A 23,963-nucleotide genomic window follows, 5' to 3' on the forward strand; every position below is an offset into this window, starting at 1 on the left:
GGTTTTAATTGCTAATGTAAATAAACAGCCTGATTTTATCTACCGAAATATTTTAAGCTATTTTGCACCATGTATAGCAAAGAGCAGGCATCGCAGCTTAAACAGGCATTCTGGACAGCGTTTGGGCAGTACATGGGGCCGGTACTATCTGCCGATGGCCTTAAAACCAATTGGGTTAACTATAAAACCGGCGCTAAGCATATCTATTTCAGATTGCAGGCCGATGGTAAGCTGGCCAGCGTTTCTATTGATATCACTCACCCTGATAAGGAACTGCAGCAATTATATTTTGAGCAGTTTGCTACCTATAAGGTGCTATTAAACAGTTTATTAGGTGAAGAATGGCAATGGCAGCTACACACCACCGACGAGTATGGTAAAACCATTAGCCGCATATATACACAACTGGCTCCTATCAGCATTTATCAGCAACAACAGTGGCCGGCGCTTATATCCTTTTTTAAACCACGCATTATAGCATTAGACGAATTTTGGAGCGACGCTAAATACGCTTTTGGCGTTTAAACCATCTTCAAAACACATTAACCCGATTGTTAAACTTTTGCAACTTTGGCGGCATTGGTAAAGGCGATTATTATAGCGGCGTTGTCTTGCCGTAACAGTGTTTCGTTCACGCGTATTTTACTAATGCCTTTATCGGCCCTCAGTTTAATATCTTTTTCGCCTAAAGCCTTATTAAATAGTTTGGCATCAATACCTGTGAGTTCCATATCAAAAATATTGGAGCCGTTGGGTATGGCACTAATTTTAATGCCCGGAATTTTGTTGAGCGCGGCAAACAACTCCTTAGCCTTATCGGCCGACCTCTTTAACCTGTCCTCTAAACCGTTTAGTGTGTGCATGGCCATGGCGGCATTGCTCCAATTGCTAAAAGTAGTGCCACCATGTATTTTTATTAGGTGCTCCATCTGCCCTATCACTTCTTTGTCGCCGCATAAAATGGCACCGCCGGCAGCGCCCAGGTACTTGTATAGCGATATATAAATGGTATCAAAGTATTGCGCGTAATCTTTTAGGCTAACGCCATTAAAGGCCATTGCCAAAAACACCCGTGCCCCATCCATGTGCAGCTTGTAGCCTTTTTCGCGGCACCAGGCCGATATCTTCTTGATCTCGTCTAACGGTACAAACTTGCCATCGCAGCGGCGAACAGGGTTTTCTATAGATACCGCGCCAATGCCGCTTTTAAATACTTCGCTTTCGTTGGCATAATCAACACCGGCTTTTAGCTGCTCTAATGTAAAATGAGCTTCGCCGGGTGCCAATGGCATTAGGCGTTTGTTAAATATAGATTGTGCCGAATCGCCCTCATCGCGGTAAACGTGACTGGTTTCCTGCACAAATACTTTGGTATTATCGCCGCTGAGTACCGATATAGCCAATTGGTTAGCCATGGTACCCGATGGCATGTAGGCTACGGCGTGTTTCCCGGTCAAATCGGCAAATTTGATGCACAGGTCAAGCACTGCGCCACCACCGCCGTAATAATCCATTTTTATAGGGTCTGCGGCGTTTATTTCTTGCAGCTTGGCAATATACTCGGCGGGTTGATAAAATACACCATCATCGTTAAATGATACCGTGGCGGTAGCCACAGCGGGCGCTGCCGCCGCCTTTGGTGCGGCCGCCGAAGCGCTGTTACCTAAACCCGGCAGCAGTGCCGGTAAAACTGATAGTCCGGATACTTTTAAAAAGTTTCTCCTTTTTAGCTCATTCATGTTAAAAGCATTGTGTAATGGCTAATATAAGGGTTTTGGAAAGCTAATCGGGCCTTTTTTAATAAAGAATTGGCTGAAAAGGACGTTTATCACCCTATAATATCTTGCAGAAACAATTAAATGGATAATAGTATAAAAAACGCATCTTTTTGTTAAAATAATATTATACAAGGGTTATTAAGCGCATTTTTTATGAATACTTTAAATAAATGACAATAATTTATGCATGCATAGCATGTATTTTATTTTTAAATATGTTTAAAATTTGAATTTATTATCATTTGAATAAAAAATTAGTATTAAAGTATTGTTAAATTATAATATTTATAATTCTGATGTTCTATTTTGATTTATTTGAAATGTAAATGTTAATAAATAATACAAATAATTAAAAACAATCTACTTTTTATTGTAATTATCTCATAGATAATTTGTTTTTATTAAAATTCATTCATAATTTCATAAAAAATTAATAATTCATAGCTATTCTATAGATTTTATTATTAATTATTATGTCAGAAGCGTAATTCAATCTGATTTTTTAACAGAAAAAGACTTTTTTATCATATCAATCCACTTAATTAAACAAAGAATGAAGAGTAATTCTACAAAAATCAGCATGCTGGACTCGTTCCGGCAGCTATCAAAGGAAAAATGGCAGCTTGGTGCTACCATTTTCGCGGGAAAAATGATCGGCCTGTTTGCGGTCGTGTTTGTAATGATGGTGATGCCGAACTTATTTGGCAGCCCGGCTCATGCTGCCGAAACCTACACGGCGCACGAAACGTCATTAATTAATTCGGTAAACACCGTTTGGACCTTAGTTGCCGCCTTCCTTGTATTTGGTATGCAGGCGGGTTTTGTTATGCTCGAAGCTGGTTTTGCACGCAAGCGCGAAACAGTTAACGTTTTAATGGAATGTATTTTTGATACCTGCCTTTGCGGTATTTTATTTTACGCCATAGGTTACGCGTTTATGTTTGGTAACGGTAACGGTTTTATTGGCTGGGGTGGTTTAGGTGCCGATGGCAAAATCACTAACTGGTTCTTCTTACAAAATACACCTGAGACTTATTTAGCTACCGGTATTCCATTGCTTGCACACTGGATATTCCAGTTCGCATTTGCCGATACCTGCTCAACCATCGTATCTGGTGCCATGATAGGCCGTACAAGTTTCCGCGGCGATATTTTATACAGTATTGGTATAACAGGGTTTATTTACCCAATTATTGGCCACTGGGCCTGGGGACCTGATGGTTTCTTAGCTACTATGGGCACATCTGGTGTGTTCGCTAAATTATTGGGCCAGCCATTCCGCGACTTTGCAGGATCAACCGTAGTACATACTATAGGTGGTGTTGCATCATTGGCTGGTGCAATAGTTTTAGGCCCGCGCCTGGGGCGCATATTTGCCCGCGACAATAAAGAAAAAGGTGGTTTGCCTGCAGGCCATAACCTATTAATAGCCGCTGTGGGCGGTTTTATCCTGTGGTTTGGCTGGTACGGCTTTAACCCGGGCAGTACGCTATCTGCAATGGATATGCAAGGTATTGGCCGTGTTGCCGCTAACACTACTTTAGCAGCCTGCGCCGGTGGTTTTACCGCTATGCTTGCCGCACTTTGGTGGGGCCCAACAAAAGGCAAATTCGACCTGGCTTTTACCGTTAATGGTTTCCTTGCCGGTTTAGTTGCTATTACCTGCCCTTGTTACTGGGTTAGCCCGCTTGGCTCAATTGCCTTAGGTGGTGTAGCCGGCTTTATAGTAGTAGGTGGTATTTACCTTATAGAGTGGTTCCGTATTGATGATCCGGTTGGTGCATTCTCTGTACACGGTTTAAACGGTATATGGGGTACTTTATCTTTAGGTTTATTTGCATCGGGCCAATTTGGTGCTACCGGCCCTACCGGCCCTGATAATAGCGCGCCTGTTACCGGCTTATTCTACGGTGGCGGTTTTAGCGTATTAGAAGCTCAGTTTGTAGGTAGCTTAACTATTACGGTGGCTGTATTTGCCATATCATTTGTAATGATGTACGTTATTAACAAATTGCCAAACCCATGGAGACTGCGTGTTGAAGAGCATGGCGAACTTGGTGCTGGTGGTTTAGATGTATTTGACCACGGTATAGAAGTTTACCCTCCGCAAGACGAAGAGGTTAGCCTGAGCGACCTGTTTGACAAAGGCGTTAAACAAACAGTATAACACTTAAATAAAACGATAAAAGCCCCTGAGGAATTTCCCCGGGGGCTTTTTTATGCTCTTACCATATTGCTAATATTACTTCTGAAATTCCGGTTTTAAGTCGTCCTTCATCGCTTTACGAAACTTCATCACCTTTGGCACGCTTACGCTGGTAATATATGGGTTATCCATATTTAAACGGTAATAGCCCTGGTGGTACTTTTCGGCCGGATAAAACGCTCTAAAAGGCACTACCTGTGTAACTATCGGGTTTGGATAATGCTTAGACGCGTTTACTTTTTTAACCGTATTAACAAGGATTTCTTTTTCTTCATCATTGCGGTAAAAGGCAATAGAGCGGTAATCGGTGCCTACATCGGGGCCCTGGCGGTTTAGCGTAGTTGGGTCGTGCGCAAAAAAGAAAGCTTCGGCAATGGTAGTAAAACTGATCACTTTTGGGTTGTAATAAATTTGTGTAACCTCGGCATGGCCGGTGGTTAAACTGCCTACCTGCTCGTAACTTGGGTTAGCGGTTGTACCGCCTGCATAGCCCGATACTACCTTGCTTACGCCCTTCAATTCAGACATGGCTTCGCTCATGCTCCAAAAGCAACCGCCGCCAAAAGTTGCCACTGCTTCGCCGGGTGCAGGTTTGGGTACGGCAGCAAAGCTGTTGCCTTGCGCGTTTGCAGGTTGTTGGTTGGTGCAACCGCAAAATATAAACAAGGCTGCTATGTATAATATCGATCTTTTCATTTTTTTATATGATTTTATACAATTACGGTTAAAACACTGGGATGGTTGGTCATGCAAGGGTAATATATGGTAGATGCTTTAATGCAGCAACCATTAATACCGTCCGTATTTCTCCTTTACCATTCGCAATATCTTGTCTACCCCGTTGGTTTTTATTTCGAACACGGTGCTTAGCATCATGCCCAGTTTACCCGGCGCAAACCCCTTGCGCGACATCCACTCCAGGTAGCTTACCGGCATATCGCATATTAAGGTGCCTTTATACTTACCAAAAGGCATACGCGTATTTACAATATCAATTAAAACCTGCGGGTCGGGGTTAATATTTTCCACAGGGTAAATGTAGGTTTTTAAACCATCACGACCAGCTTTTGCCAGCTTGCCTTGCAATAAAAAAACCGGCTACTGCCGCTGTAAGTGCTATAGCGGCCTTTAATTTTAAGCTGCTTTGGTATGACGGGATGTATCGCACGCCATTTTCGTCGCTTACGGCGGCGTGGTGTACATACCTCCCTTTTGTAGGTACGGCTATATCTTCAAAGCGGTTAGCCAACAGGCTAAGTTCAGTTTGTAACTCCCGACCGCGCATTACCGGCCCATGGCCTGTAGCGGCTATGCGTGGCTGCAGGGCCGCCAGCTTACGTACCGATTTTGCCGCGGCTATCCAGTCGCTGGTGATATATTTGGGCGGGCCGCTTATTTTTTTTGTGTAAGTAAGCAAACTTAAAGCCGATTCGGCTGGTGTGGTGGTAAAGGCATCGCCGGCTATTAAAGTAGTGTTTAATGGCAAAAATAATGATATATGCCCCGGCGTATGGCCGGGTGTATGTATCACCTTCCATTCAGGTAATTCGGGTATGCCATCATACATATCTATTTCAGTTAAGTTTCGGCTTACATTAATAGGTTTGGTAGGCAGCATCCACGATGTTAAGCTCATCAACCCCCCGCCCACTTCAGGGTCGACTGGCGGGTAAGCCGATTTCCCGGTTAAATACGGTAGTTCCATTGTATGCGCATATACAGGTACATCCCAAATTTTTAACAGCTCGGGCAAACCGCCGGCGTGGTCGGTATGCCCATGGGTAAGCACAATGGCCGAGGGGCGGCTGCCCGGGCCAAAGATAGATTCGGCCATGGCAATTATTTTTTTAGATGAACCCTTTAAACCGGTATCTACCAATACCCATCCTTTGCCAACGCCACGTCGGTTGGTAATCATATACACGTTTACAAACAGTAATTTCATCCCCCATACGCCCTGCGATACCTGGAAATATTTCATATCAATTATATTATTTAGTCAATTGGTTATTATTTTAACACTTACGACACTATAAGGTTTGCCGTTATAGCTATAAGTGATGAATATCCAATTACGCCAAACACAAAGCCAAGCCCGTTGTTGAAAAAGAAACAATATTTATTATGGAACTACAATTTGAAGCGGTACTTACCGGAACCGATACACAGGTTAATGGTATAGTAACCGAATTTAACGGACAATACGAATTCAGATCATTTGACGATAGCCTGCAAATTGTAATTGCTAAGGATGAGCATGGCCATTGGGAAAGAATAGCCGGATCAGAACCTTATCTTTCGAGCTGGATAGATGAATTGGCAGAGCAATTACCCGCTATAAAATATTAATAAGTAATATGGAAAAACGTGAATTAGGGAAATCGGGCATACAGGTTGTACCATTTTGTTTTGGTGGTAACGTTTTTGGGTGGACAGCCGACGAGAAAACATCATTTACCTTACTGGATGCCTTTGTTGATGCCGGCTTAAATTTTATTGATACCGCGGACGTATACTCGAGGTGGGTGCCGGGTAATACAGGCGGCGAATCGGAAGCTATAATTGGCAACTGGCTTAAACAAAGCGGCAAACGTGATAAAGTAATTATAGCCACCAAAGTAGGCAAACCCATGAGTGATGATAAAAAGGGCTTATCAAAAGCCTATATCACAAAAGCGGTGGAAGAATCATTAAAACGCCTTAAAACCGACTATATAGATCTTTATCAATCGCACGATGACGATAAGAACACGCCACTGGCCGAAACGCTTGAAACTTATACCGAATTAATTAAACAGGGTAAGGTGCGTGCCATAGGCGCATCAAACTATAGTGCCGCCAGGCTGCGCGAGGCCTTGCAGGTGAGTAAGGATAATAACCTGGCCCGTTACGAAACACTGCAACCCGAGTATAATTTATACGACCGCCAGGATTATGAGAAGCAATATGAGTCGCTTTGCCGCGAAAACGGTTTAGGGGTAATTACCTATTACTCGTTGGCCAGTGGCTTTTTAACGGGTAAATACCGGTCGGAAGACGACCTGAATAAAAGCAAACGCGGCGGCGGTATAAAAAAATACCTAAATGGCCGCGGCTACAAAATACTGGCGGCGCTTGATAAAGCAGCAGCCGAATATAATACCACACCTGCAAGTATTGCTTTGGCCTGGGTAATGGCAAGGCCGGGTATAACGGCCCCAATTGCCAGTGCTACCAGTACCGGGCAACTTAAAGACCTTGAACAGGCCGCCCAGCTAAGCCTAAGCGGCGAAACTATTGAGCTTTTAACCACAGCCAGCAACTATTAAAAAGCAAAGCCCCGCGCTAAAGGCGCAGGGCTTATCATTATATATGTTGAGGAAAGAATATTAAAACCGTGGGCGGGCAACACCTACCTGCCTCGGGTAGTTGTTTTGGGCCAATTGGCCGCCACCGTTACCCCTATCGCGCCCGCCGCCATTATTTGACGGGCGTCCGCCGCCGTTACCTCTATCTCTATCGCGGCCACCACCGTTTTGGTTAGGCTGCTGGCCACCCCAGCTACCACGGTCTCTGCCGCCGTTTTGGTTAGGTTGTTGGCCACCCCAGCTACCATGGTCTCTGCCGCCGTTTTGATTAGGTTGTTGGCTGCCCCAGCTACCGTGGTCTCTTCCACCGTTGTTATTATTATTTGGCCTATTCCATCCGCCACGGTTATCGCGGTCGTCTCTGCCATTGTTGCGGTTATCCGGTCTGTTCCAACCGTTGTTACGGTTATCCGGTCTGTTCCAGTTATTATCTCTGCCACCATTGTTGCGGCCCGCGTAATTGTTATTGTCGTATCGTCTGCTCCAATCGCCCCTGTACGGGTTACCACCCCACCTGCCACGATACACATCATGATTCATGAATGGGCGACGACCTCTTATTTCAAACCTGCGGGCAGTATGCCAGTCGTAGTTGCGGTAAGCGCCGGGTAGGTAAGCTGCTGCCAACCAGCGGCCACCATCCTGGTAGTAGTAGCAACCACGCGATACGCTATAGTAAGCCTCTACATCGGGCATATAATAGTAGTCGTCGCTATCATCAAAATCGTCGTTGTCATAAACCTGTACAGGTTCTGGCGGTGGTGCGGGCACATATACATGGCGTACCGGTATATTAAAGCCTACATGAATTGATATCTGCGCGTCGGCCTTTTTGTAAGCCAGTGCGCTTAGTAGTATTGCTGATAATATAATTGACTTTTTCATTTGCTTGATTTATGTATCTATGACAGCGGCCGGTCGGCATGGTTTAATTTGCATCATCATAATGTTTAACATCATGCACAAAAGGGCGTGTCACCATATTTCTACAAAACAGATTTCCTTATTTACTGTATATTAAGTTAATTTGAATAGTCAAAAAATCTCACCTATGAAAAACAGATCGTACGTATTTATTTTACCGGCACTTGCATTTGCAGGGCTTGTAGTGTTTAACGCCTGCACAAACGATAAAGTAAAAAGCACCCCGGCACCAACAGAGGTTACACCAACAACAGGTACCATAGTATCGGCTGGTTTAACTATTCCTGATGGCTTTAGCGCAGCTATTATTGCTGACGACCTTGGAAATGCCCGCCACATTGCGGTAACCCCACAAGGCGATATTTTTGTTAAGCTGGAGCGCCCAAAAAACGGTAAAAGTGTTTTAATGCTGCACGAAACCAATGGTAAAGCCGAGGTAAAAGCTGGTTTTGGTACTTATCGCGGTACAGGTATCCGTGTTAAAAATGGCTATTTATACACCTCATCAAATGAGGAAGTGTATCGTTATAAGCTGGATGCCAACAACCAGGTAATTAACCCGGCACAGCCCGAAACCATTGTTACAGGCTTGCTAAACCGCCGCCAGCACGAAGCTAAAGCAATAGCTTTAGATGATGCCGGTAATATATATGTAAACATTGGTGCCTACTCAAATTCGTGCCAGATAAAAGACCGTCAAAAGGGATCATTAGGCCAGCAAGGCTGCCCTATATTAGACTCGGCGGGTGGTATTTGGCAGTTTAAGGCTGATAAGCTTAACCAAACTTATAAAGATGGGGTACGTTATGCTACCGGCTTAAGAAACGTGGTAGGCCTTGATTGGAACACCCAAAACAACCAGCTTTTTGTGATGCAGCATGGCCGCGATGGCTTGCATGACCTGTTCCCCGAAATGTATACTGTACAACAACAGGCTGTTTTACCTGCCGAGTGTATGTACGCCTTAAACAAGGGTGATAACGCTGGCTGGCCATATATTTATTACGACCAGCAGCAAAAAAAGAAAATGTTAGCCCCTGAATATGGCGGCGACGGCAAAAAAGAAGGCGACAGCAAATTTATTGAACCTGCCGCAGCCTACCCCGGCCACCTTGCCCCTAACGGCTTGCTATTTTATACCGGCAGCCAATTCCCCGAGAAATATAAGAATGGCGCGTTTATAGCCTTTCATGGTTCGTGGAACCGCGCGCCTGAGCCACAGGCAGGTTACTTTGTGGTTTTTCAGCCATTTAAAAATGGCAAACCTGATGGTGCTTACGAAGTATTTGCCGATGGATTCTCAGGCTCGCCTGAAAATACCGCCAGCGGCCGTGCAGAGCGCCGCCCATGCGGATTGGCACAAGGTGCAGATGGCTCGTTATATGTAAGCGACGATTCAAAAGGAACTATTTACAAGATCAGCTATAAAAAATAAATGAAGTTTAAATTAATTGGCGTTGTTTTAGGGCTGGTATGTATATCTGCCTGTACCGAAGCGCAAACCAGGCATAAGGCAAAGGTCAGCGTTAAACCTAATGCTGCAGGTGGCCTTGCCACATCAATAGCTAATGGTAAAAAGGTGTACATGCAGTATTGCTTAACCTGCCACCAGGCCGATGGTGGCGGCGTACAACGCATGAACCCACCGCTGATAAAAACAGAGTATGTTTTAGGCGATAAAAAGCGATTGATAGGTATTGTATTAAAAGGCTTTAGCGAAGACGTAGAGATAAACGGCGAGTACTACTCTAACACCATGCCCGCCCACGACTTTTTAAAAGACCAGGAGATAGCAGATGTGTTAACCTATGTACGCAACAGCTTTGGTAATAAAGCCGCAGCAGTAAAAGTAACCGAGGTAACTAAAACAAGGGCCGCTAAATAGACTATTGTGAAATAAAATATAAGGGATGCCACGGCAATGTGCATCCTTTATATTTTAACAGCTTAGCGTGTATTATTACGCCGCTATAGCTTGCTGCTTTACCTTTTCAATAAGGTAATTGTTCATTAATTCGTTTTCGGATATGATGACACTAAAATCTTCGAACCTGATACCATCTTCGTAGGCATATAAGGTGTAGCCGCGTTTGTTGCCATCGTAGCTGCCCAGTTCGTAAACTTCATCGTGGTTTTTGGCCTTTATTTTTGCGCCGCTTACTAACTGGTAAGCATCAAATATATTTTCAAATGTATTGTTCTTCATAGTGCTGCATACAATACAATTTCTTTGCCAATATTTAGCCGAACCAGTCGTACAGTTCGTTTTGCTTTAGAGCTGTTTTTTTGTCGCCTGCTATATCTTTGAGTATTTGCCCCTCGCCCATTTGTATAATGTGCGAGCCATAATTGCCTGCATCTTTTAAGTTATGGGTGACCAAAATTGCAGTCAGTTGGTATTCTTTTATCAGCGCATCTGCTATCTTTAAAACATTCTCTGCCGATCGCGGGTCAAGGGCGGCGGTTGGTTCGTCAAGCAGTAAAATTTTACAGGTATCCATCACACTCATCAATAAGGTAAGTGCCTGCCGCTGCCCGCCGGATAGCGTACCTATGGATTGCTCTATCTTATCTTCCAATCCCATATTAAGGGTTGCTATCCTATCTTTTACTAATTTTTTAAAAGCGTCGTTTTTACCAATGGTTAGGCCTTTTGGTTTTGTGCGTAAGGCGGCCAACCTAAAATTATCTACAATGCTTAGATCGCCGGCAGTACCGGTTAACGGGTTTTGAAAAATACGGGCTATCCACTCGCTGCGTTTGTATTCGGGCAGGCGGGTAACATCGTTGCCATCAATGGTCAAGCTGCCTGTATCGGGCAATATATTACCGGCAATCAGGTTAAGCAACGTTGTTTTGCCCGAGCCGTTTGATCCTACAATCACTACAAACTCGCCTGTTTTAATATCAAGGTTAATATTACTAAGCGCGTTTACCTGGTTGGGCTTGCCCGTATTAAACGTTTTGCTGATGTTTTTTAAGGTGATCATGCTTATGCCCTCCGTGATGCTAAGCGTGGCAGGCCAACCACTAATAAAACAAATATAGCCGTCACCATTTTTAACAGGTTAGCATCAACGCCAATGGCCAGTGTAAAGGCCAATACCATTTGAAAAATGATAGCGCCTCCCAAAACTAAAATAAGGCTCAACCAAACCGAGGTGATCTGTAGCCAGTTAATCAGTGTTTCGGCAATAATAACCGAGCCTAAACCTACTATAACAATACCTATACCCATGCTAATATCGGCAAAGCCCTGTAACTGGGTAATAAGGTAGCCGCTTAATGCTGTTAGCGCATTTGCAATGGCCAGGCCGATGATCTTCATGCGGTCGGTATTTACACCAAGGGCGCGTATCATGGGTTCGCTGTTGCCTGTGGCGCGCATGGCTATACCAAAATCGGTTTTAAGCAGGTAACCTATCAGCAGCGTAACGGCCACTACAAAAACCGATAATATCAGCAGCGAGTTTTGGTTTACATTGGTTATTAACTCAATTGATGTAAATAAGGTAGGCATACTTAACAGCGGCAGGTTAGATCGCCCCAGTATGGTTAGGTTAACCGAGTAAAGCGCCGTCATTACCAGTATTCCGGCCAGCAGAGCGTTTATTTTTAGTTTGGTGTGTATAATGCCCGTTAGCGCGCCCGCTATGGCCCCTGTAGCCAATACAGCCGCCATAATCATATAACCCGGCTGGTGGTGTACCAGCATGCTGCCTGTAACTACCCCACCAAGCGTATAACTGCCATCGGTAGTAATATCGGGGATGTTAAATATCTTCATGGATATATAAATACCAAAGGCAATCCCGGCAAAGCAAAGGCCCTGTAATATTGCGGTTAGGTAAAAATCCATTTATTTTACAGCTTCAAAATCTGCAGGCATTGTAATATTATACTTTCTGGCAGCGGCAGGGTTATAAACACGCTTGCGTATTTTAACCATCTCCAGCTTTAAGTCATCGGTTTTATGCGTTTTAAGATAGGCCGCGGCTTGCAGTCCACTCTGGTACCCCCATTGGTAAATATCGGCACCAAAGGCAGCTACGGCACCGCGCTGCACCAATCCGGCTTCGCTGGTAAATATAGGGATGTTCTTTTGTTCGCAGCTTTTGTAAATGGTTTCAAAAGCGGCAAACACGGTATTATCGGGGTTGGCAAAAAACGCGTCGATGTTTTTGGCTAATAAGGCCTGTGTAACCAATTGCGCATCGGCCGATGAATTAAGCGGCAGCGCTACAATAGTAACGTTCAGTTTAGCAGCCAGGCCCTTTATCCTGTCCAGCGCGTCCACAGATTGCGGCTCAGATTGATTAAATATCATACCGATAGTAAGCTTGCCTGCCTTTGGCTTTATCAGTTTGGGGATAATGGCAAAAGAGGTATCAATATAATTAAGTTCTTCCATGGTGCCAAACAGGTTTGCAGGGCCCTTGCCATTGGCATCGGCTACCTTCATCCGCTCAGGCGTTGGCGATACCATCTGAAAAATGGGAATTGTTTTAGTTTTTTGAATAGCTGCCACGGTTGATAGCGTGGTAGAAGTAGCCAGCAGGTCAACCGGCTCCGATACAAAGTAGTTTACTATTTGCGTAAGCGTTGGTATGGCGCCTTGCGCGTTGCGGTATTCTATTTTAATATTTTTTTGATCTTCGCTAAAGCCATTTTGCTTTAAGGCATCGGTAAAGCCTGTACGTGCCTGCGCAATAGTAGCATCTTCAAAAGCATCAACAAAGCCAATAACGGGTACATTGTTTTTTTTAGATGGAGAACAGGATAACAACACTGTGGCTACAAAAAACAAGGATAGAATGCTGGGTAGTCTCATGTATCAAATTTATGTAAACACGGCGGCTTTTTTCATAATATAGATGTAATTATATACGCCGAATTGTTATTTAAAAATGTTCTAATTCATTTTTTGGCTATTTTAGCGTTACATGATACCTGTTATTTCTAAATTACCCCAAACGGGCACCAATATATTCACCACCATGTCAGCCCTGGCTGCCGAAACGGGTGCTATAAACTTATCGCAAGGTTTCCCTGATTACTCCTGCTCGCCAAAATTGATAGAGCTGGTTAACAAAGCCATGCAAAACGGCCATAACCAATACGCACCTATGGGCGGCATTATGGCCTTGCGCGAACAAATAGCCGCTAAAACCGAGCGGCTGTACGGTGCAAAGTATAACCCCGAAACCGAAATAACCGTTACAGCAGGCGGCACACAAGCCGTGTTTACAGCCATTACAGCGGTAATACAGCCAAACGACGAGGTGATCATATTTGAGCCGGCTTATGATTGCTACGCCCCTGCTATTAAGTTAATGGGCGGTGTTGTAAAATCGTTAGAACTGGAGCCGCCCGACTACCGCATTGACTGGGATATGGTAAAAAGGCTGATCAACAGTAAAACAAAAATGATCATTCTTAACTCGCCGCATAACCCAACGGCTACCATATTAAGCAGGGCAGATATTGACCAATTAAGCGCACTGGTTAAAAATCAGGATATACTGATTTTAAGCGACGAGGTGTACGAACACCTGGTGTTTGACGGACAGGAACACCAAAGCATGGCGCGCTACCCCGAATTGCAGCAACGCAGCTTTATTGTAGCATCGTTTGGTAAAACTTTTCATGCAACCGGCTGGAAAATGGGCTACTGCCTTGCCCCTGCCTATTTAATGCAGGAGTTTAGGAAAATACACCAGTTTTTAGTATTCAGTGTTAACTCGCCCATACAGTACGCCATTGCCGAATATTTACAGGATGAAAACACTTATTTGAGCTTGCCCGATTTTTTCCAGGAAAAGCGTGATTACTTTCGTAAAGGATTAGAACAGACCAGGTTTAAATTGCTGCCTTGTGCAGGCGCGTATTTTCAATCGGTTACCTACGATAGCATAACCGATGAAAAGGATACCGACTTTGCCATACGCCTAACTAAGGAAAATGGTGTAGCTGCTATACCGGTATCTGCCTTTTACCGTACCGGTATTGATAGGCATGTTTTACGTTTTTGTTTTGCCAAAAGGCAAGAAACCCTTGATAAAGCCGTTGATAGATTAAGAAAAGTTTAAACCCTTACAGAATATTTGCGTATAAATTAATAGATAGCACCTAAAGCATTACTTATGGATAACTTAAAAATTACTGTATACCAGGGATATTTGTTTTGGGAGAACATTGATAAAAATCTCCAAAATATTTCGTTACGGTTATCCAATATCCGCGAGAAAACTAACCTCATCATTCTGCCCGAAATGTTTAATACGGGCTTTACCATGAATGCCGAAGCCCTGGGTGAGCCTATGGGTGGTAAAACCATGAAATGGATGCAAAAAACCGCGCAAAAGTTTGAGTGCGTGGTTACTGGTACCCTTATAATTAGCGATAACGGTAAATTTTATAACCGGTTAATATGGATGCGCCCCGATGGTACTTACGAGTGTTACGATAAACGCCATCTGTTTGCCATGGGTAAAGAAGACCAAACCTATACCGCAGGCACCAAAAAACTAATAGTTGAACTAAACGGCTGGAAAATTTGCCCGGTAATATGTTACGATCTGCGTTTCCCGGTGTGGCTGCGCAATGTGAATGAAGATTACGACCTGCTATTGATAGTTGCCAACTGGCCCGAAAAGCGCGCGCTGCACTGGCGCACCCTTATACCTGCCCGCGCGGTAGAGAACCAAGCATATGTTATAGGTGTAAACCGGGTTGGGCACGATGGTAATGAAGTTTATCATTCAGGCGATTCGACCTGTATTGATCCCAACGGTAATGTGGTTTATTATAAACGAGACGAAGAGGACGTGTACACGTTTTCGATAATTGCCGATGAGGTTAAAAAAGCCCGCCGGTATTTGCCTTTTTTAAAGGATGCGGATGAGTTTAGTCTTAAGTCTTAAGTCGCCTGTGATTTAACTTCAGGCTTTATTTCGGACTAATTAAAAAAGTTCATAATCAATACTAATCTTGCTATTTTGCGTTTCTAAATCTAAAGTTTCGTAAATGAGCGTATTCCTTCGTTGTGTTGTAGTGGCATCTGCACTATTTACCGCTGTAAATGCTTCGGCACAAAAGAAAAAAGACCTTACACAATATGTAGACCCATTTATAGGTACGGGCGGGCATGGGCACACCTACCCCGGCGCGGTTGCCCCTTTTGGCATGGTGCAGCTAAGCCCCGATACCCGGCTGGAGGGTTGGGACGGCAGCTCCGGTTATCATTATACCGACTCGCTGGTGTATGGCTTTTCGCATACCCATTTAAGCGGTACGGGCATCCCCGATTATTGCGACGTGCTATTTATGCCTACCACCGGCGAACCCAAACTAAAAAACACCGAATACCGCTCGCATTTCCAAAAAAAGAATGAGGATGCAAGCCCGGGGTACTATAAAACCACCCTTGATAAGTACAATATTGAAGTTGAGCTAACGGCTACCACCCGTGTTGGCGTGCATAAATACGATTACCCCGGCGGTGTGCAGGGCAATATTATTATTGATCTGCAGCATCGCGATGAGGTTTTAGATTCGTGGATAGAGGTAGTGAACGACCACGAGATACGCGGCTTCCGCAGGTCAAAGTACTGGGCCACCAATCAGCATTTATATTTTTACGCCAAGTTTTCAAAGCCGTTTAAAAGCTACGGCATTGCTTTAGATGATAAACTGCAAGCGGGGCAAACCAAAATACAGGGTAAAAATGTAAAAATGTACATTCAGTTTGATAACCCCGGAGAGGTGATATCAAAGGTGGGTATATCATCGGTAAGTGCCGATGGTGCCTTAAAAAACTTGGATGCCGAGGTACCCGACTTCGATTTTAAAAAAATACAAAAGGCTGCCAAACTTGCCTGGAACAACGAATTAAATAAAATTCAGGTAGAAGGCGGTGCGCCGCCGGTATCGCAGCAGCGGCAACAGCAGCAGGGCCAAACTTATAACCCTTATGGTTACAATACCCCTGCCCCGCGCACCAAAAAAATGGAGATACCCGATGTGGCTAAAATAAAGCAGGTTATATTTTATTCGGCTTTGTACCACTGTATGCTGGCCCCCAATATTTATAACGATGTTGACGGGCAGTACCGCGGTTTAGACCAGCAGATACACACTGCAAACGGGTTTAATTATTATACTGCTTTCTCGCTATGGGACACCTACCGCGCCGAAAACCCGTTGTTAAACCTGATAGACCGTAAACGCACGCTTGATTTTATAAAAACTTTTTTGGCCGTTTACGAGCAAGGCGGTTTGTTACCTATATGGCCACTTGCCAGTACCGAAACCTATTGCATGGTGGGCAACCACTCCATCCCCGTTATTGTAGATGCTTATGCCAAAGGAATACGTGATTTTAACGCTGAGGAAGCTTTTACCGCGATGAAAGCTGCTGTAAACCGCAACCAGTTTGGCTTAGATAACTATCGTAAAACCGGTGCGGTTAATGCCGATGTAGAGCACGAATCGGTATCAAAAACATTAGATTATGCTTATGATGACTGGTGCATAGCCCAAATGGCTAAAATGCTGAATAAACCACAGGATTATGCCGAATATATAAAACGTGCCCAATATTGGAAAAACGTACACAACAACCAAAATGGCTTTATGCAGGCCCGCGACAATGGCGGCTGGTATGCGCCTTTTGAGCCTACCGAAATTAATAATAATTATACCGAGGGTAATGGCTGGCAATACTCGTTTTTAGTACCACAGGATGTAGAGGGCCTGGCAAAAAGTTTAGGCGGCACAGATAAACTGGAAGCCAAGCTGGATGAACTATTTAGTACTGAGGCTAAACTAAGCGGCCGCGAGCAGGCAGATGTTACCGGTTTGGTAGGCCAGTACGCGCATGGTAACGAGCCGAGCCACCACATTGCCTATTTGTACAACTTCACCAATTCGCCCGATAAAACCCAGTATTATGTGAACAAGATACTGCGCGAACAATACAGCGCCAAGCCCGATGGCCTGTCGGGTAACGAAGATTGCGGTCAAATGTCGGCCTGGTATGTAATGAGCTCGCTGGGGATATATAACATAGCGCCGGGGCAGCAACAGTACCAGATAGGTATACCGCAGTTCGAGAAAATGGTGATTAATATGGAGAACGGTAAAAAGTTTACAATTAGCAACCCAAGTGCAACCGTTAGCCGCGAGAATAATTACCTGCAAGGTATGAACCTTGATAAAAAGCTATATAACAAGCTATATATAGATTATGAAACCATTGCCCAGGGTGGTGACTTTGAAGTGTTTACCGGCAGGCTGGCCAACAAGCTCTTTATGCAGGATCTGGAAAAGCCAACATCGGCCATTAAAGATGAACTGATAGTACCTAACCCCTATATACAGGCAGGTACAAAAACATTTAAAAAACCCATAAGTATAGCTATAGAATGCGCCGATAGCCTGGCCAAAATATACTATACCCTTGACGGCAGCACACCAACCGTAAACTCTACCCTGTTTAACCAACGGCTTATTATATCCGAAAATACCACCGTTAAAGCCATAGCGGTAAACAATGGCAAAAGCAGCTTTGTTGACGAGGCCACCTTTACCAAAATACGCGGCGACATCAAACTTACCCTTATTAACAAGTACCTGCCTAATTACTCGGCACAAGGCGACGAAACGCTGGTGAACGGCTTGCATGGCACTGCCAACTGGCGCCTGGGCAACTGGCAGGGCTACCAGGGTAACGATTTAGAAGCTATTATAGATATGGGGCAAATTAAACCCATAAAACAAGTAAGCATGGGTGCCTTGCAGGATAGCCGTGCATGGATAGTTTTCCCGCGCTATGTGCAGTTTTGGGTAAGTAACGATGGTAAAACCTACAAACTGGCATCAACCGTGAACACTCAGGTTGATGTGAAGGAGCTGGAGCCGCAAACACAGCAGTTTACCGCCCCGCTTGACAACACACGGGCGCGATACATAAAAGTTATTGCCAAACAATACGGCCCGCTACCCGACTGGCACGAAAGCAAGGGCAGCCCATCATATATTTTTGCTGACGAGATAACCGTGGAATAAATAAGATACCGGCGAGGCGTAAAAACTATTTTTACGCCTTACCGCCAAATACCTTGTTTTTTTGAGATTAAATTTTATATTAGTTAGACTGAGGTAGCGAAAAAAAACGAAAATTCCCCGCATGACCAACAAAAAAGTGGAACAATTTACAGCGGAAAGTGCAAAGTTTATAGCTAATTCGGGCCAACAAGCCACTTTCTATCACAAAAAACCTATTTTAACAAAAGCCACCTGCCCTGCAGGCCAGAATTTTCACTTCTCCCACCCTGTTTCTTTCAGTGCCGGATCATTTTCTTTGGCCAGGAAATCGTTGTTTGATAGCGATCCTGCATCCCAGTTTAATATGGCTTCGTCGGGTACAATATCTACCGGTGTTTTCCACGAGGTCGAGGTTTCGTTGTATGCCAGGTTAGACTGCAGCGAGTAACAGGATATGATAGACCAGCGGGGATGATCTGATAAATTAGCTTCGGAACGGTGCAACAGGTTGCTATGGAAAAACAAAGCATCACCGGCATTAAGGTCGCAGTATACCAGTTCCATGGTTTGCAGGGCATTGTTCACCATGCTCATATCGGCCCCCACCTGCTCACCCGAAAAACCATGATTAACACGCCCTAACTTGTGCGAGCCTTTAATTACCTGCAGGCAGCCATTTTGCTTATTTGCATCGGTTAAGGCCACCATCACACTCATCAGTTGGTCTGGAAACATAAATTGGTTTTTGTACCAATAGCCATAATCCTGGTGCCACTCCCACGCACCTCCTACCTTTGGTTCTTTCTGCATTAACTTGGAGTGAAAATGGCAAACCGGCGCATCTTCGCCTAATAGTTGGCCCACAGGCGTTATCATGCGCTCGCTGCGGGTTAAATAGCCAAACACATCATTACCGGGTGTAAACCACAGCGATAAGCGAGTTTTTTTTCCGCTTTGGTCGTTAAGATCTAAGGCGTTTTTGCGCATGGCATCATCGTTTAGCGCGGTGCTGTATAGCTTATCAATTTCTGCTGCGTTGCAAAAGTTTTTTACTACGAGGTAACCATCACGGTGGTATGCTGCAAGCTGTGCTGCGTTTAATGCTTTATTGGCCATAAATGTTATACTTGGTAAGTAAAGCTAAGCAGTATTTATTAAAAATAAGCAATTATGTCAATCCCAGTTAAAGGTAACTTCCCTGTTGTTTAGCCTCCATTTTTCGGGCCATTGGTTAGTTAACCAGTCAAGCGGTTCGCCTGTCGGCTGCACTTTGGCCGCCTGTGCAAATGCCTGTTTAATGGCAGCTTTCTTATCAGCGTCAAGGTTATTAGTATCGGCAGATATAAATAACGGCGCGCCGCTTTCGGCCAGTAACTGAAGCCATTGCTTGTTTTTATCCCAGGGCACATCTTTGGTTAAGCCTACGCAATCGCCATCGGCAGCGTAAAATGTATTATGCTGGGGCAGCCTAAAGCCAAGCGTATTCACCCCCATTTTTTTAGTACGTGCCCACTCCTTTCCGCTGGTATCGTCGCCTATACGGTTAAGCTCAAACAAGCCTGCCGATAAATGGCTGATAGTGTTACAACCTATAATGTACATATCGCCTGCAGATTCTCTGATAGCCCGGTACATGCGGCCTATTATTTCGGCATTGGTTTTTGTGCGGTCGTTAAAGCTCCAGCCCGGCAGGGTAAGGCTATCTTTCATTTGCATACCCCATCTGGCAAAAATATCCCAGGTGGTATAATCGTGTTTTACCATTTCGTAGCCCCATTGCTTATATAACGACATATTGTGCTTTATACGCGCGATATTCTCAGGTATAGTTGGGTCAAGTATCGGCGTTTTTGCATCGTCACGGCCGCTTATTACAGGTGCAAGCAGGCTTTTTTTATCATCTAAACGGGCAATTAAGGGTCTTGTCCACAAACCCGGCCGCATGCCAAGGGCTTTAAGTTCATCGGCCATTTTATGCATGTCGGTAAACTTTTCGTTGTGTTTCGAAAAATCGTCGGCCTGCTCCCATCCATCGTCAATTACCGAAAATGGTCGGTTGCTGCTGGTAACAAATTCCGCCATTATAGTAGCCTGTTCTTTTATCAGTTTTTGAGAATTGTTACCATAAGCATAATACCAGTCGTTAATACCATAAACCGGCTTTTTAGGCAGCCGAGGGTTATCGCACATCAGGGTACAAAAGCGTGTGGTAGTAGCGTATGGGGTTTCGTTAGCAGTGCTTATAGTGGTAACGATATCTGCCGCATGCAAAGTACGCAGGCCCAATTTAACACCGTCGCCTCCCGAGTGGGTATCTAATACAAGGTCGATACTGCCATTGTCTACAGCCCACCAGCAAATGGTTGCAGCGCCGGTTTTAACACCAAAACCCGCGGTTTGCTTACCATCATATAGTAGCACATACCAGGGGTTCTTAACGTCGGCTTGCGGGGTTTTCCATGCCAGGTCGCCGTATGAGCGCTCCCAATGGTCGCCTAATACTTTTTGGTAAGCGCCCGTTTGAAATTTCCATTTCAATTTAATGGCCTGCAACTCCGATTTTGGTGATAATATATATACCGCCTGGCTTTTATCATCAGATTTTATTTGTACCCTTACATCATTGTAATTAAAAAATGAACCACCCGCGGCTGTCATTTTAAACCATTGGCCGCCTACTTGCGCCCAGGCTTCGTCGGGCAAATTAATAAGAGTGCTACCCGTAGCAGATGCGTAGGTAATCCTACTAAATATAGTCGCGGCAAAAGCAGTGGCCGATAGTTTGATAAAATTGCGTCGTTGCATAGCAGGTGTAATTGGTAAAAATGTAATGATAGCCGATAATTTTTATATTATCAACCCATACTTGTAACAAAATAGCACCTGTATAGTCAAACATTTAAGGATTATTAAAACCAAACCGTATAGCTATGAACTGGAAATTTTTATCGCGTAAAAAAGCAACAGCTACTAAAACTAAAAAAAGCAAATTACGCGAGTGGGGCGATGCCATACTTTTTGCGGTAATAGCTTCATCAATCATTCGCGGTTTATTGTTTTCGGCCTATGCTATCCCATCAGCTTCGATGGAAGGCAGTTTAATGACAGGCGATTACCTTTTTGTAAGTAAATTATCATACGGTGCCCGTATGCCTATGACTCCAATTTCGATACCATTTTTAGAATCGACCATACAAGGCACACAAATAAAAACCTACTGGGATGCTATACAGCTACCTTACTTCCGTTTACCGGGCTTAGGTACCGTTAAACAAGGCGATCCTGTAGTGTTTAACTACCCGGCCGAGTCGGTAGCAAGGCCTGTAGATATGCGTGTACATTACATAAAACGTTGTATTGCTACGCCGGGCGATGTAATGAGCATTGTTGATACCCGTGTATATGTTAATGGCAAATTGGTTGAAAACTTCCCAAAAGCTCAAACGTCATATTTGGTTACAACCGATGGTAATAACCTTAACCCCGAAATGATACACCAATTAAAAATTGAGGTTAGGCAGCAATTGAATAACACTGATTATGAAATGATAATCCCTGCCGCAAGCCTTACCGAATTTAAAGGATATTCGAATATTAAAGCGGTGAAACCTATTGTTGACTCTAAAGGCGACTACGACGCCCAGGTATTCCCTCATAACGAAAAGTTTAAATGGAACCAGGATAACTTTGGCCCTTTATTGATGCCTAAAAAAGGATTAACCATCCCCCTTAATGATTCTACAATGGCTTTATATGGCCGCGCCATTGAGGTTTATGAGCACAATAAAGTAGAGCATAAAGGCGCGGATATTTATATAAATGATAAAAAGGCCGATACCTATACCTTTAAAATGGGTTATTACTGGATGATGGGCGATAATCGCCATAATTCCGAAGACTCCCGTTTTTGGGGCTTTGTACCTGAAGACCATATAGTTGGTAAAGCCATGATAACCTGGATGAGTATTGACAGCAGCGAAACTTTTTTAAAGCGTATACGCTGGGACAGGGTATTTAGCCGCATACACTAAAAAAATCAACAATTACAAAAAGGATCATTTGCGCAAGCAAACGATCCTTTTTTATTGCATTTAGTTCTCTTCTACTTGTTTTATGGCCTAATGTCAATCATTATACTTTATGCAAGTTATAAAAGCCAAAACCGTACACACAGTGTATCAACATCGTGCATGTGTAGCATATAATTAATTACAGATTATTGATTTACAAATACTTATAACAGTGGCATTTTATTTGACACCATTTTAGTAATAATATTGATCAGGATGAAAAATGAGAGACCACTGATACGGCGTACATTTTTACAAGAGCGTTTTGAAGTGCTTATAAGGAAACAAATGGACGGTAGCGCGACATTTAAAGACCTGATAGAATTAGACGAAATTGTGAACCGTGACCCCAAGTTAAAGGGAATCATCCTTGACGAAATGCAGGAAGCCAGCCACCCGCCGCAAGGCGATAAGCCACAGGATATTATACCCCAGACAAACCAGGCCAAAACAAAATCAATTATCGGGCGAATAAAATCCTTTCTTAATCGCTTGTTTATTGTTGATGCTAAAACCGAACTAAAAGCATGTATAAACTAATAATATCATTTACTAAATTGCCCATCTAAATAAATGCTACACGGGCAATATGAAAAATTACAGCAGAAGATTAACGGCAATTTTTTTGTTAATAAGCATATGTATACTGGGGGCGTTTAGGTTACCGGCGTTAAAAAAGCTAAACATTGTATTTATAGGCGATAGTATTACCCAGGGCCAGGACAATCCCGCCCTGCAGCCATCAGTATATGCTGTAAATTATTTAAAGGAGCATAACGTTGCCGACACCGTACAGCAGGCTAACCGGGGTATAAATGGCAAAACCACGTTAGATTACCTGCCCGGCGAGGAGTTGTTTACAAGGGTAATTGGGTCGGCAGATGAGTTTTATACCGATACCACAGCACAATTACTCTTCTCGGTTATGTTAGGCACTAACGACAGTGCAATTAAAGGTACCCACGGCGCGCCTGTGTCGGTTACAGATTATGATAAAAACATAACCCAGATTGTTGATTCGCTATTAAAAAGATATCCTAACAGTAAGATAGTGATCAACCGTCCCATTTGGTATAGCCCTAACACTTATAATGGCGCTATGTACCTGGCCGAAGGACTGGCAAGGTTACAAAGCTATTTCCCGGTAATTGATGACATGGTTAAAAGATACGGGCTTAACCACCCCGGCCACGTTTTTAAGGGTGATACAAGAGCATTTAAGTATTTCAGGAAGAATTTTGACAAAACCTTGCAACACGAACAAGGCCGGCAAGGTATTTTTTATTTGCATCCAAATAGCGAGGGTGCTGCCCGGCTTGGAGAATTTTGGGCCAGGGCAATAAATAAAGCCCTGGGTAACTAAGTAACGTTAACTCTTTTCGGGCGGAGTAGATACGATCTCGCCAAATTCGTTTACATAAGCCAGCATACCATCAAGGTCGCCGCCTGTCGAGCTTTCTTTACGCTCTTGTTTACGAAGCGCTTTGTCTTCTTTCTTTTTTTGCCGGTTTTTTTCCAATTGTTTTTTCATGAATGTTGCCTGCGATTTAGCCATATTTATATAAGAATTAGTGAATAATTGAACTTTAGA

Annotated in this window: 24 protein-coding genes; 12 read left to right on the top strand and 12 right to left on the bottom strand. The window is 43.9% G+C overall.

Annotated features, from left to right (window positions below; translation table 11 throughout):
- Window positions 1-69 precede the first annotated feature (69 nt).
- Entirely contained in the window at window positions 70-525 is a 456-nt protein-coding gene (locus FFF34_004925; protein TSD66747.1) for a DUF4268 domain-containing protein, read from the top strand.
- Between the two features lie 29 nt (window positions 526-554).
- Here the strand turns inward: FFF34_004925 and FFF34_004930 are convergent, their stop codons facing one another.
- Window positions 555-1,739: an aminotransferase class I/II-fold pyridoxal phosphate-dependent enzyme gene (locus FFF34_004930; protein TSD66748.1), complete on the bottom strand. Its 1,185-nt coding sequence runs from the start codon at window positions 1,737-1,739 to the stop codon at window positions 555-557.
- A gap of 592 nt (window positions 1,740-2,331) precedes the next feature.
- Between FFF34_004930 and FFF34_004935 the strand changes: the two genes are divergently transcribed.
- Window positions 2,332-3,945: an ammonium transporter gene (locus tag FFF34_004935; protein ID TSD66749.1), complete on the top strand. Its 1,614-nt coding sequence runs from the start codon at window positions 2,332-2,334 to the stop codon at window positions 3,943-3,945.
- A gap of 75 nt (window positions 3,946-4,020) precedes the next feature.
- Here the strand turns inward: FFF34_004935 and msrA are convergent, their stop codons facing one another.
- The 3 genes from msrA to FFF34_004950 form a co-directional block, all read right to left on the bottom strand.
- A complete protein-coding gene (gene msrA / locus FFF34_004940; protein ID TSD66750.1) occupies window positions 4,021-4,680 on the bottom strand; it encodes a peptide-methionine (S)-S-oxide reductase MsrA in 660 nt (219 codons plus the stop codon).
- Window positions 4,681-4,773: 93 nt separating this feature from the next.
- Window positions 4,774-5,013, bottom strand: coding sequence for a DUF3820 family protein (locus FFF34_004945; GenBank protein TSD66751.1), 240 nt, complete (start codon window positions 5,011-5,013; stop codon window positions 4,774-4,776).
- A gap of 25 nt (window positions 5,014-5,038) precedes the next feature.
- Window positions 5,039-5,965, bottom strand: coding sequence for an MBL fold metallo-hydrolase (locus FFF34_004950; protein ID TSD66752.1), 927 nt, complete (start codon window positions 5,963-5,965; stop codon window positions 5,039-5,041).
- 143 nt (window positions 5,966-6,108) lie between these two features.
- Here FFF34_004950 and FFF34_004955 point away from each other — a divergent pair, with 143 nt between their 5' ends.
- Both FFF34_004955 and FFF34_004960 read left to right on the top strand, forming a co-directional pair.
- The gene (locus FFF34_004955) at window positions 6,109-6,333 is read left to right on the top strand and encodes a hypothetical protein (GenBank protein ID TSD66753.1); all 225 of its coding nucleotides are present in this window, start codon (window positions 6,109-6,111) and stop codon (window positions 6,331-6,333) included.
- Window positions 6,334-6,341: 8 nt separating this feature from the next.
- Entirely contained in the window at window positions 6,342-7,292 is a 951-nt protein-coding gene (locus tag FFF34_004960) for an aldo/keto reductase (protein TSD66754.1), read from the top strand.
- A gap of 60 nt (window positions 7,293-7,352) precedes the next feature.
- On the opposite strand, the gene FFF34_004965 is transcribed toward FFF34_004960, so the two are convergent.
- Window positions 7,353-8,216: a hypothetical protein gene (locus FFF34_004965; protein TSD66755.1), complete on the bottom strand. Its 864-nt coding sequence runs from the start codon at window positions 8,214-8,216 to the stop codon at window positions 7,353-7,355.
- A gap of 166 nt (window positions 8,217-8,382) precedes the next feature.
- Here FFF34_004965 and FFF34_004970 point away from each other — a divergent pair, with 166 nt between their 5' ends.
- On the top strand, window positions 8,383-9,690 hold the full coding sequence (locus tag FFF34_004970) for a sorbosone dehydrogenase (protein TSD66756.1): 1,308 nt from the start codon (window positions 8,383-8,385) through the stop codon (window positions 9,688-9,690).
- Complete coding sequence (locus FFF34_004975; protein TSD66757.1) at window positions 9,691-10,140, top strand: cytochrome c; 450 nt, start codon at window positions 9,691-9,693, stop codon at window positions 10,138-10,140.
- Window positions 10,141-10,215: 75 nt separating this feature from the next.
- On the opposite strand, the gene FFF34_004980 is transcribed toward FFF34_004975, so the two are convergent.
- The 4 genes from FFF34_004980 to FFF34_004995 are packed head-to-tail and all read right to left on the bottom strand — an operon-like array spanning window position 10,216 to window position 13,086.
- Window positions 10,216-10,461: a hypothetical protein gene (locus FFF34_004980; GenBank protein ID TSD66758.1), complete on the bottom strand. Its 246-nt coding sequence runs from the start codon at window positions 10,459-10,461 to the stop codon at window positions 10,216-10,218.
- A gap of 34 nt (window positions 10,462-10,495) precedes the next feature.
- Complete coding sequence (locus tag FFF34_004985) at window positions 10,496-11,245, bottom strand: ATP-binding cassette domain-containing protein (GenBank protein ID TSD66759.1); 750 nt, start codon at window positions 11,243-11,245, stop codon at window positions 10,496-10,498.
- 2 nt (window positions 11,246-11,247) lie between these two features.
- The gene (locus FFF34_004990; protein TSD66760.1) at window positions 11,248-12,114 is read right to left on the bottom strand and encodes an ABC transporter permease; all 867 of its coding nucleotides are present in this window, start codon (window positions 12,112-12,114) and stop codon (window positions 11,248-11,250) included.
- Entirely contained in the window at window positions 12,115-13,086 is a 972-nt protein-coding gene (locus FFF34_004995) for an ABC transporter substrate-binding protein (GenBank protein TSD66761.1), read from the bottom strand.
- A 112-nt stretch (window positions 13,087-13,198) separates the two neighbouring features.
- On the opposite strand from FFF34_004995, the gene FFF34_005000 reads away from it, so the two are divergent.
- From FFF34_005000 to FFF34_005010, 3 genes are all read left to right on the top strand, one after another.
- A complete protein-coding gene (locus tag FFF34_005000) occupies window positions 13,199-14,344 on the top strand; it encodes an aminotransferase class I/II-fold pyridoxal phosphate-dependent enzyme (protein TSD66762.1) in 1,146 nt (381 codons plus the stop codon).
- Between the two features lie 54 nt (window positions 14,345-14,398).
- Window positions 14,399-15,178: an amidohydrolase gene (locus FFF34_005005; protein ID TSD66763.1), complete on the top strand. Its 780-nt coding sequence runs from the start codon at window positions 14,399-14,401 to the stop codon at window positions 15,176-15,178.
- Between the two features lie 103 nt (window positions 15,179-15,281).
- Window positions 15,282-18,323: a glycoside hydrolase family 92 protein gene (locus tag FFF34_005010; protein TSD66764.1), complete on the top strand. Its 3,042-nt coding sequence runs from the start codon at window positions 15,282-15,284 to the stop codon at window positions 18,321-18,323.
- Between the two features lie 252 nt (window positions 18,324-18,575).
- Here FFF34_005010 and FFF34_005015 read toward each other — a convergent pair whose 3' ends face one another.
- Both FFF34_005015 and FFF34_005020 read right to left on the bottom strand, forming a co-directional pair.
- Window positions 18,576-19,418: a phytanoyl-CoA dioxygenase family protein gene (locus FFF34_005015; GenBank protein ID TSD66765.1), complete on the bottom strand. Its 843-nt coding sequence runs from the start codon at window positions 19,416-19,418 to the stop codon at window positions 18,576-18,578.
- A gap of 57 nt (window positions 19,419-19,475) precedes the next feature.
- The gene (locus FFF34_005020) at window positions 19,476-21,107 is read right to left on the bottom strand and encodes a hypothetical protein (GenBank protein TSD66766.1); all 1,632 of its coding nucleotides are present in this window, start codon (window positions 21,105-21,107) and stop codon (window positions 19,476-19,478) included.
- 125 nt (window positions 21,108-21,232) lie between these two features.
- Here FFF34_005020 and lepB point away from each other — a divergent pair, with 125 nt between their 5' ends.
- From lepB to FFF34_005035, 3 genes are all read left to right on the top strand, one after another.
- Window positions 21,233-22,333, top strand: a complete 1,101-nt coding sequence (gene lepB, locus FFF34_005025; protein ID TSD66767.1) for a signal peptidase I — start codon at window positions 21,233-21,235, stop codon at window positions 22,331-22,333.
- Between the two features lie 255 nt (window positions 22,334-22,588).
- Window positions 22,589-22,912 (top strand): hypothetical protein, encoded by a 324-nt coding sequence (locus FFF34_005030; GenBank protein TSD66768.1) that lies wholly within the window; start codon window positions 22,589-22,591, stop codon window positions 22,910-22,912.
- A gap of 49 nt (window positions 22,913-22,961) precedes the next feature.
- On the top strand, window positions 22,962-23,735 hold the full coding sequence (locus FFF34_005035; GenBank protein TSD66769.1) for a lipolytic protein G-D-S-L family: 774 nt from the start codon (window positions 22,962-22,964) through the stop codon (window positions 23,733-23,735).
- 6 nt (window positions 23,736-23,741) lie between these two features.
- On the opposite strand, the gene FFF34_005040 is transcribed toward FFF34_005035, so the two are convergent.
- Window positions 23,742-23,927 (bottom strand): hypothetical protein, encoded by a 186-nt coding sequence (locus FFF34_005040; protein ID TSD66770.1) that lies wholly within the window; start codon window positions 23,925-23,927, stop codon window positions 23,742-23,744.
- Between the last annotated feature and the right edge of the window lie 36 nt (window positions 23,928-23,963).

Source organism: Inquilinus sp. KBS0705, from assembly GCA_005938025.2.
GTDB lineage: Bacteria > Bacteroidota > Bacteroidia > Sphingobacteriales > Sphingobacteriaceae > Mucilaginibacter.

Excerpts from the sequence above, each read along its gene's own strand:
- FFF34_004925 (TSD66747.1), top strand. The coding sequence starts at position 70 with ATGTATAGCAAAGAGCAGGCATCGCAGCTTAAACAGGCATTCTGGACA.
- FFF34_004930 (TSD66748.1), bottom strand. The coding sequence starts at position 1,739 with ATGAATGAGCTAAAAAGGAGAAACTTTTTAAAAGTATCCGGACTATCA.
- FFF34_004935 (TSD66749.1), top strand. The coding sequence starts at position 2,332 with ATGAAGAGTAATTCTACAAAAATCAGCATGCTGGACTCGTTCCGGCAG.
- msrA (TSD66750.1), bottom strand. The coding sequence starts at position 4,680 with ATGAAAAGATCGATATTATACATAGCAGCCTTGTTTATATTTTGCGGT.
- FFF34_004950 (TSD66752.1), bottom strand. The coding sequence starts at position 5,965 with ATGAAATATTTCCAGGTATCGCAGGGCGTATGGGGGATGAAATTACTG.
- FFF34_004955 (TSD66753.1), top strand. The coding sequence starts at position 6,109 with ATGGAACTACAATTTGAAGCGGTACTTACCGGAACCGATACACAGGTT.
- FFF34_004960 (TSD66754.1), top strand. The coding sequence starts at position 6,342 with ATGGAAAAACGTGAATTAGGGAAATCGGGCATACAGGTTGTACCATTT.
- FFF34_004965 (TSD66755.1), bottom strand. The coding sequence starts at position 8,216 with ATGAAAAAGTCAATTATATTATCAGCAATACTACTAAGCGCACTGGCT.
- FFF34_004970 (TSD66756.1), top strand. The coding sequence starts at position 8,383 with ATGAAAAACAGATCGTACGTATTTATTTTACCGGCACTTGCATTTGCA.
- FFF34_004975 (TSD66757.1), top strand. The coding sequence starts at position 9,691 with ATGAAGTTTAAATTAATTGGCGTTGTTTTAGGGCTGGTATGTATATCT.
- FFF34_004980 (TSD66758.1), bottom strand. The coding sequence starts at position 10,461 with ATGAAGAACAATACATTTGAAAATATATTTGATGCTTACCAGTTAGTA.
- FFF34_004985 (TSD66759.1), bottom strand. The coding sequence starts at position 11,245 with ATGATCACCTTAAAAAACATCAGCAAAACGTTTAATACGGGCAAGCCC.
- FFF34_004990 (TSD66760.1), bottom strand. The coding sequence starts at position 12,114 with ATGGATTTTTACCTAACCGCAATATTACAGGGCCTTTGCTTTGCCGGG.
- FFF34_004995 (TSD66761.1), bottom strand. The coding sequence starts at position 13,086 with ATGAGACTACCCAGCATTCTATCCTTGTTTTTTGTAGCCACAGTGTTG.
- FFF34_005000 (TSD66762.1), top strand. The coding sequence starts at position 13,199 with ATGATACCTGTTATTTCTAAATTACCCCAAACGGGCACCAATATATTC.
- FFF34_005005 (TSD66763.1), top strand. The coding sequence starts at position 14,399 with ATGGATAACTTAAAAATTACTGTATACCAGGGATATTTGTTTTGGGAG.
- FFF34_005010 (TSD66764.1), top strand. The coding sequence starts at position 15,282 with ATGAGCGTATTCCTTCGTTGTGTTGTAGTGGCATCTGCACTATTTACC.
- FFF34_005015 (TSD66765.1), bottom strand. The coding sequence starts at position 19,418 with ATGGCCAATAAAGCATTAAACGCAGCACAGCTTGCAGCATACCACCGT.
- FFF34_005020 (TSD66766.1), bottom strand. The coding sequence starts at position 21,107 with ATGCAACGACGCAATTTTATCAAACTATCGGCCACTGCTTTTGCCGCG.
- lepB (TSD66767.1), top strand. The coding sequence starts at position 21,233 with ATGAACTGGAAATTTTTATCGCGTAAAAAAGCAACAGCTACTAAAACT.
- FFF34_005030 (TSD66768.1), top strand. The coding sequence starts at position 22,589 with ATGAAAAATGAGAGACCACTGATACGGCGTACATTTTTACAAGAGCGT.
- FFF34_005035 (TSD66769.1), top strand. The coding sequence starts at position 22,962 with ATGAAAAATTACAGCAGAAGATTAACGGCAATTTTTTTGTTAATAAGC.
- FFF34_005040 (TSD66770.1), bottom strand. The coding sequence starts at position 23,927 with ATGGCTAAATCGCAGGCAACATTCATGAAAAAACAATTGGAAAAAAAC.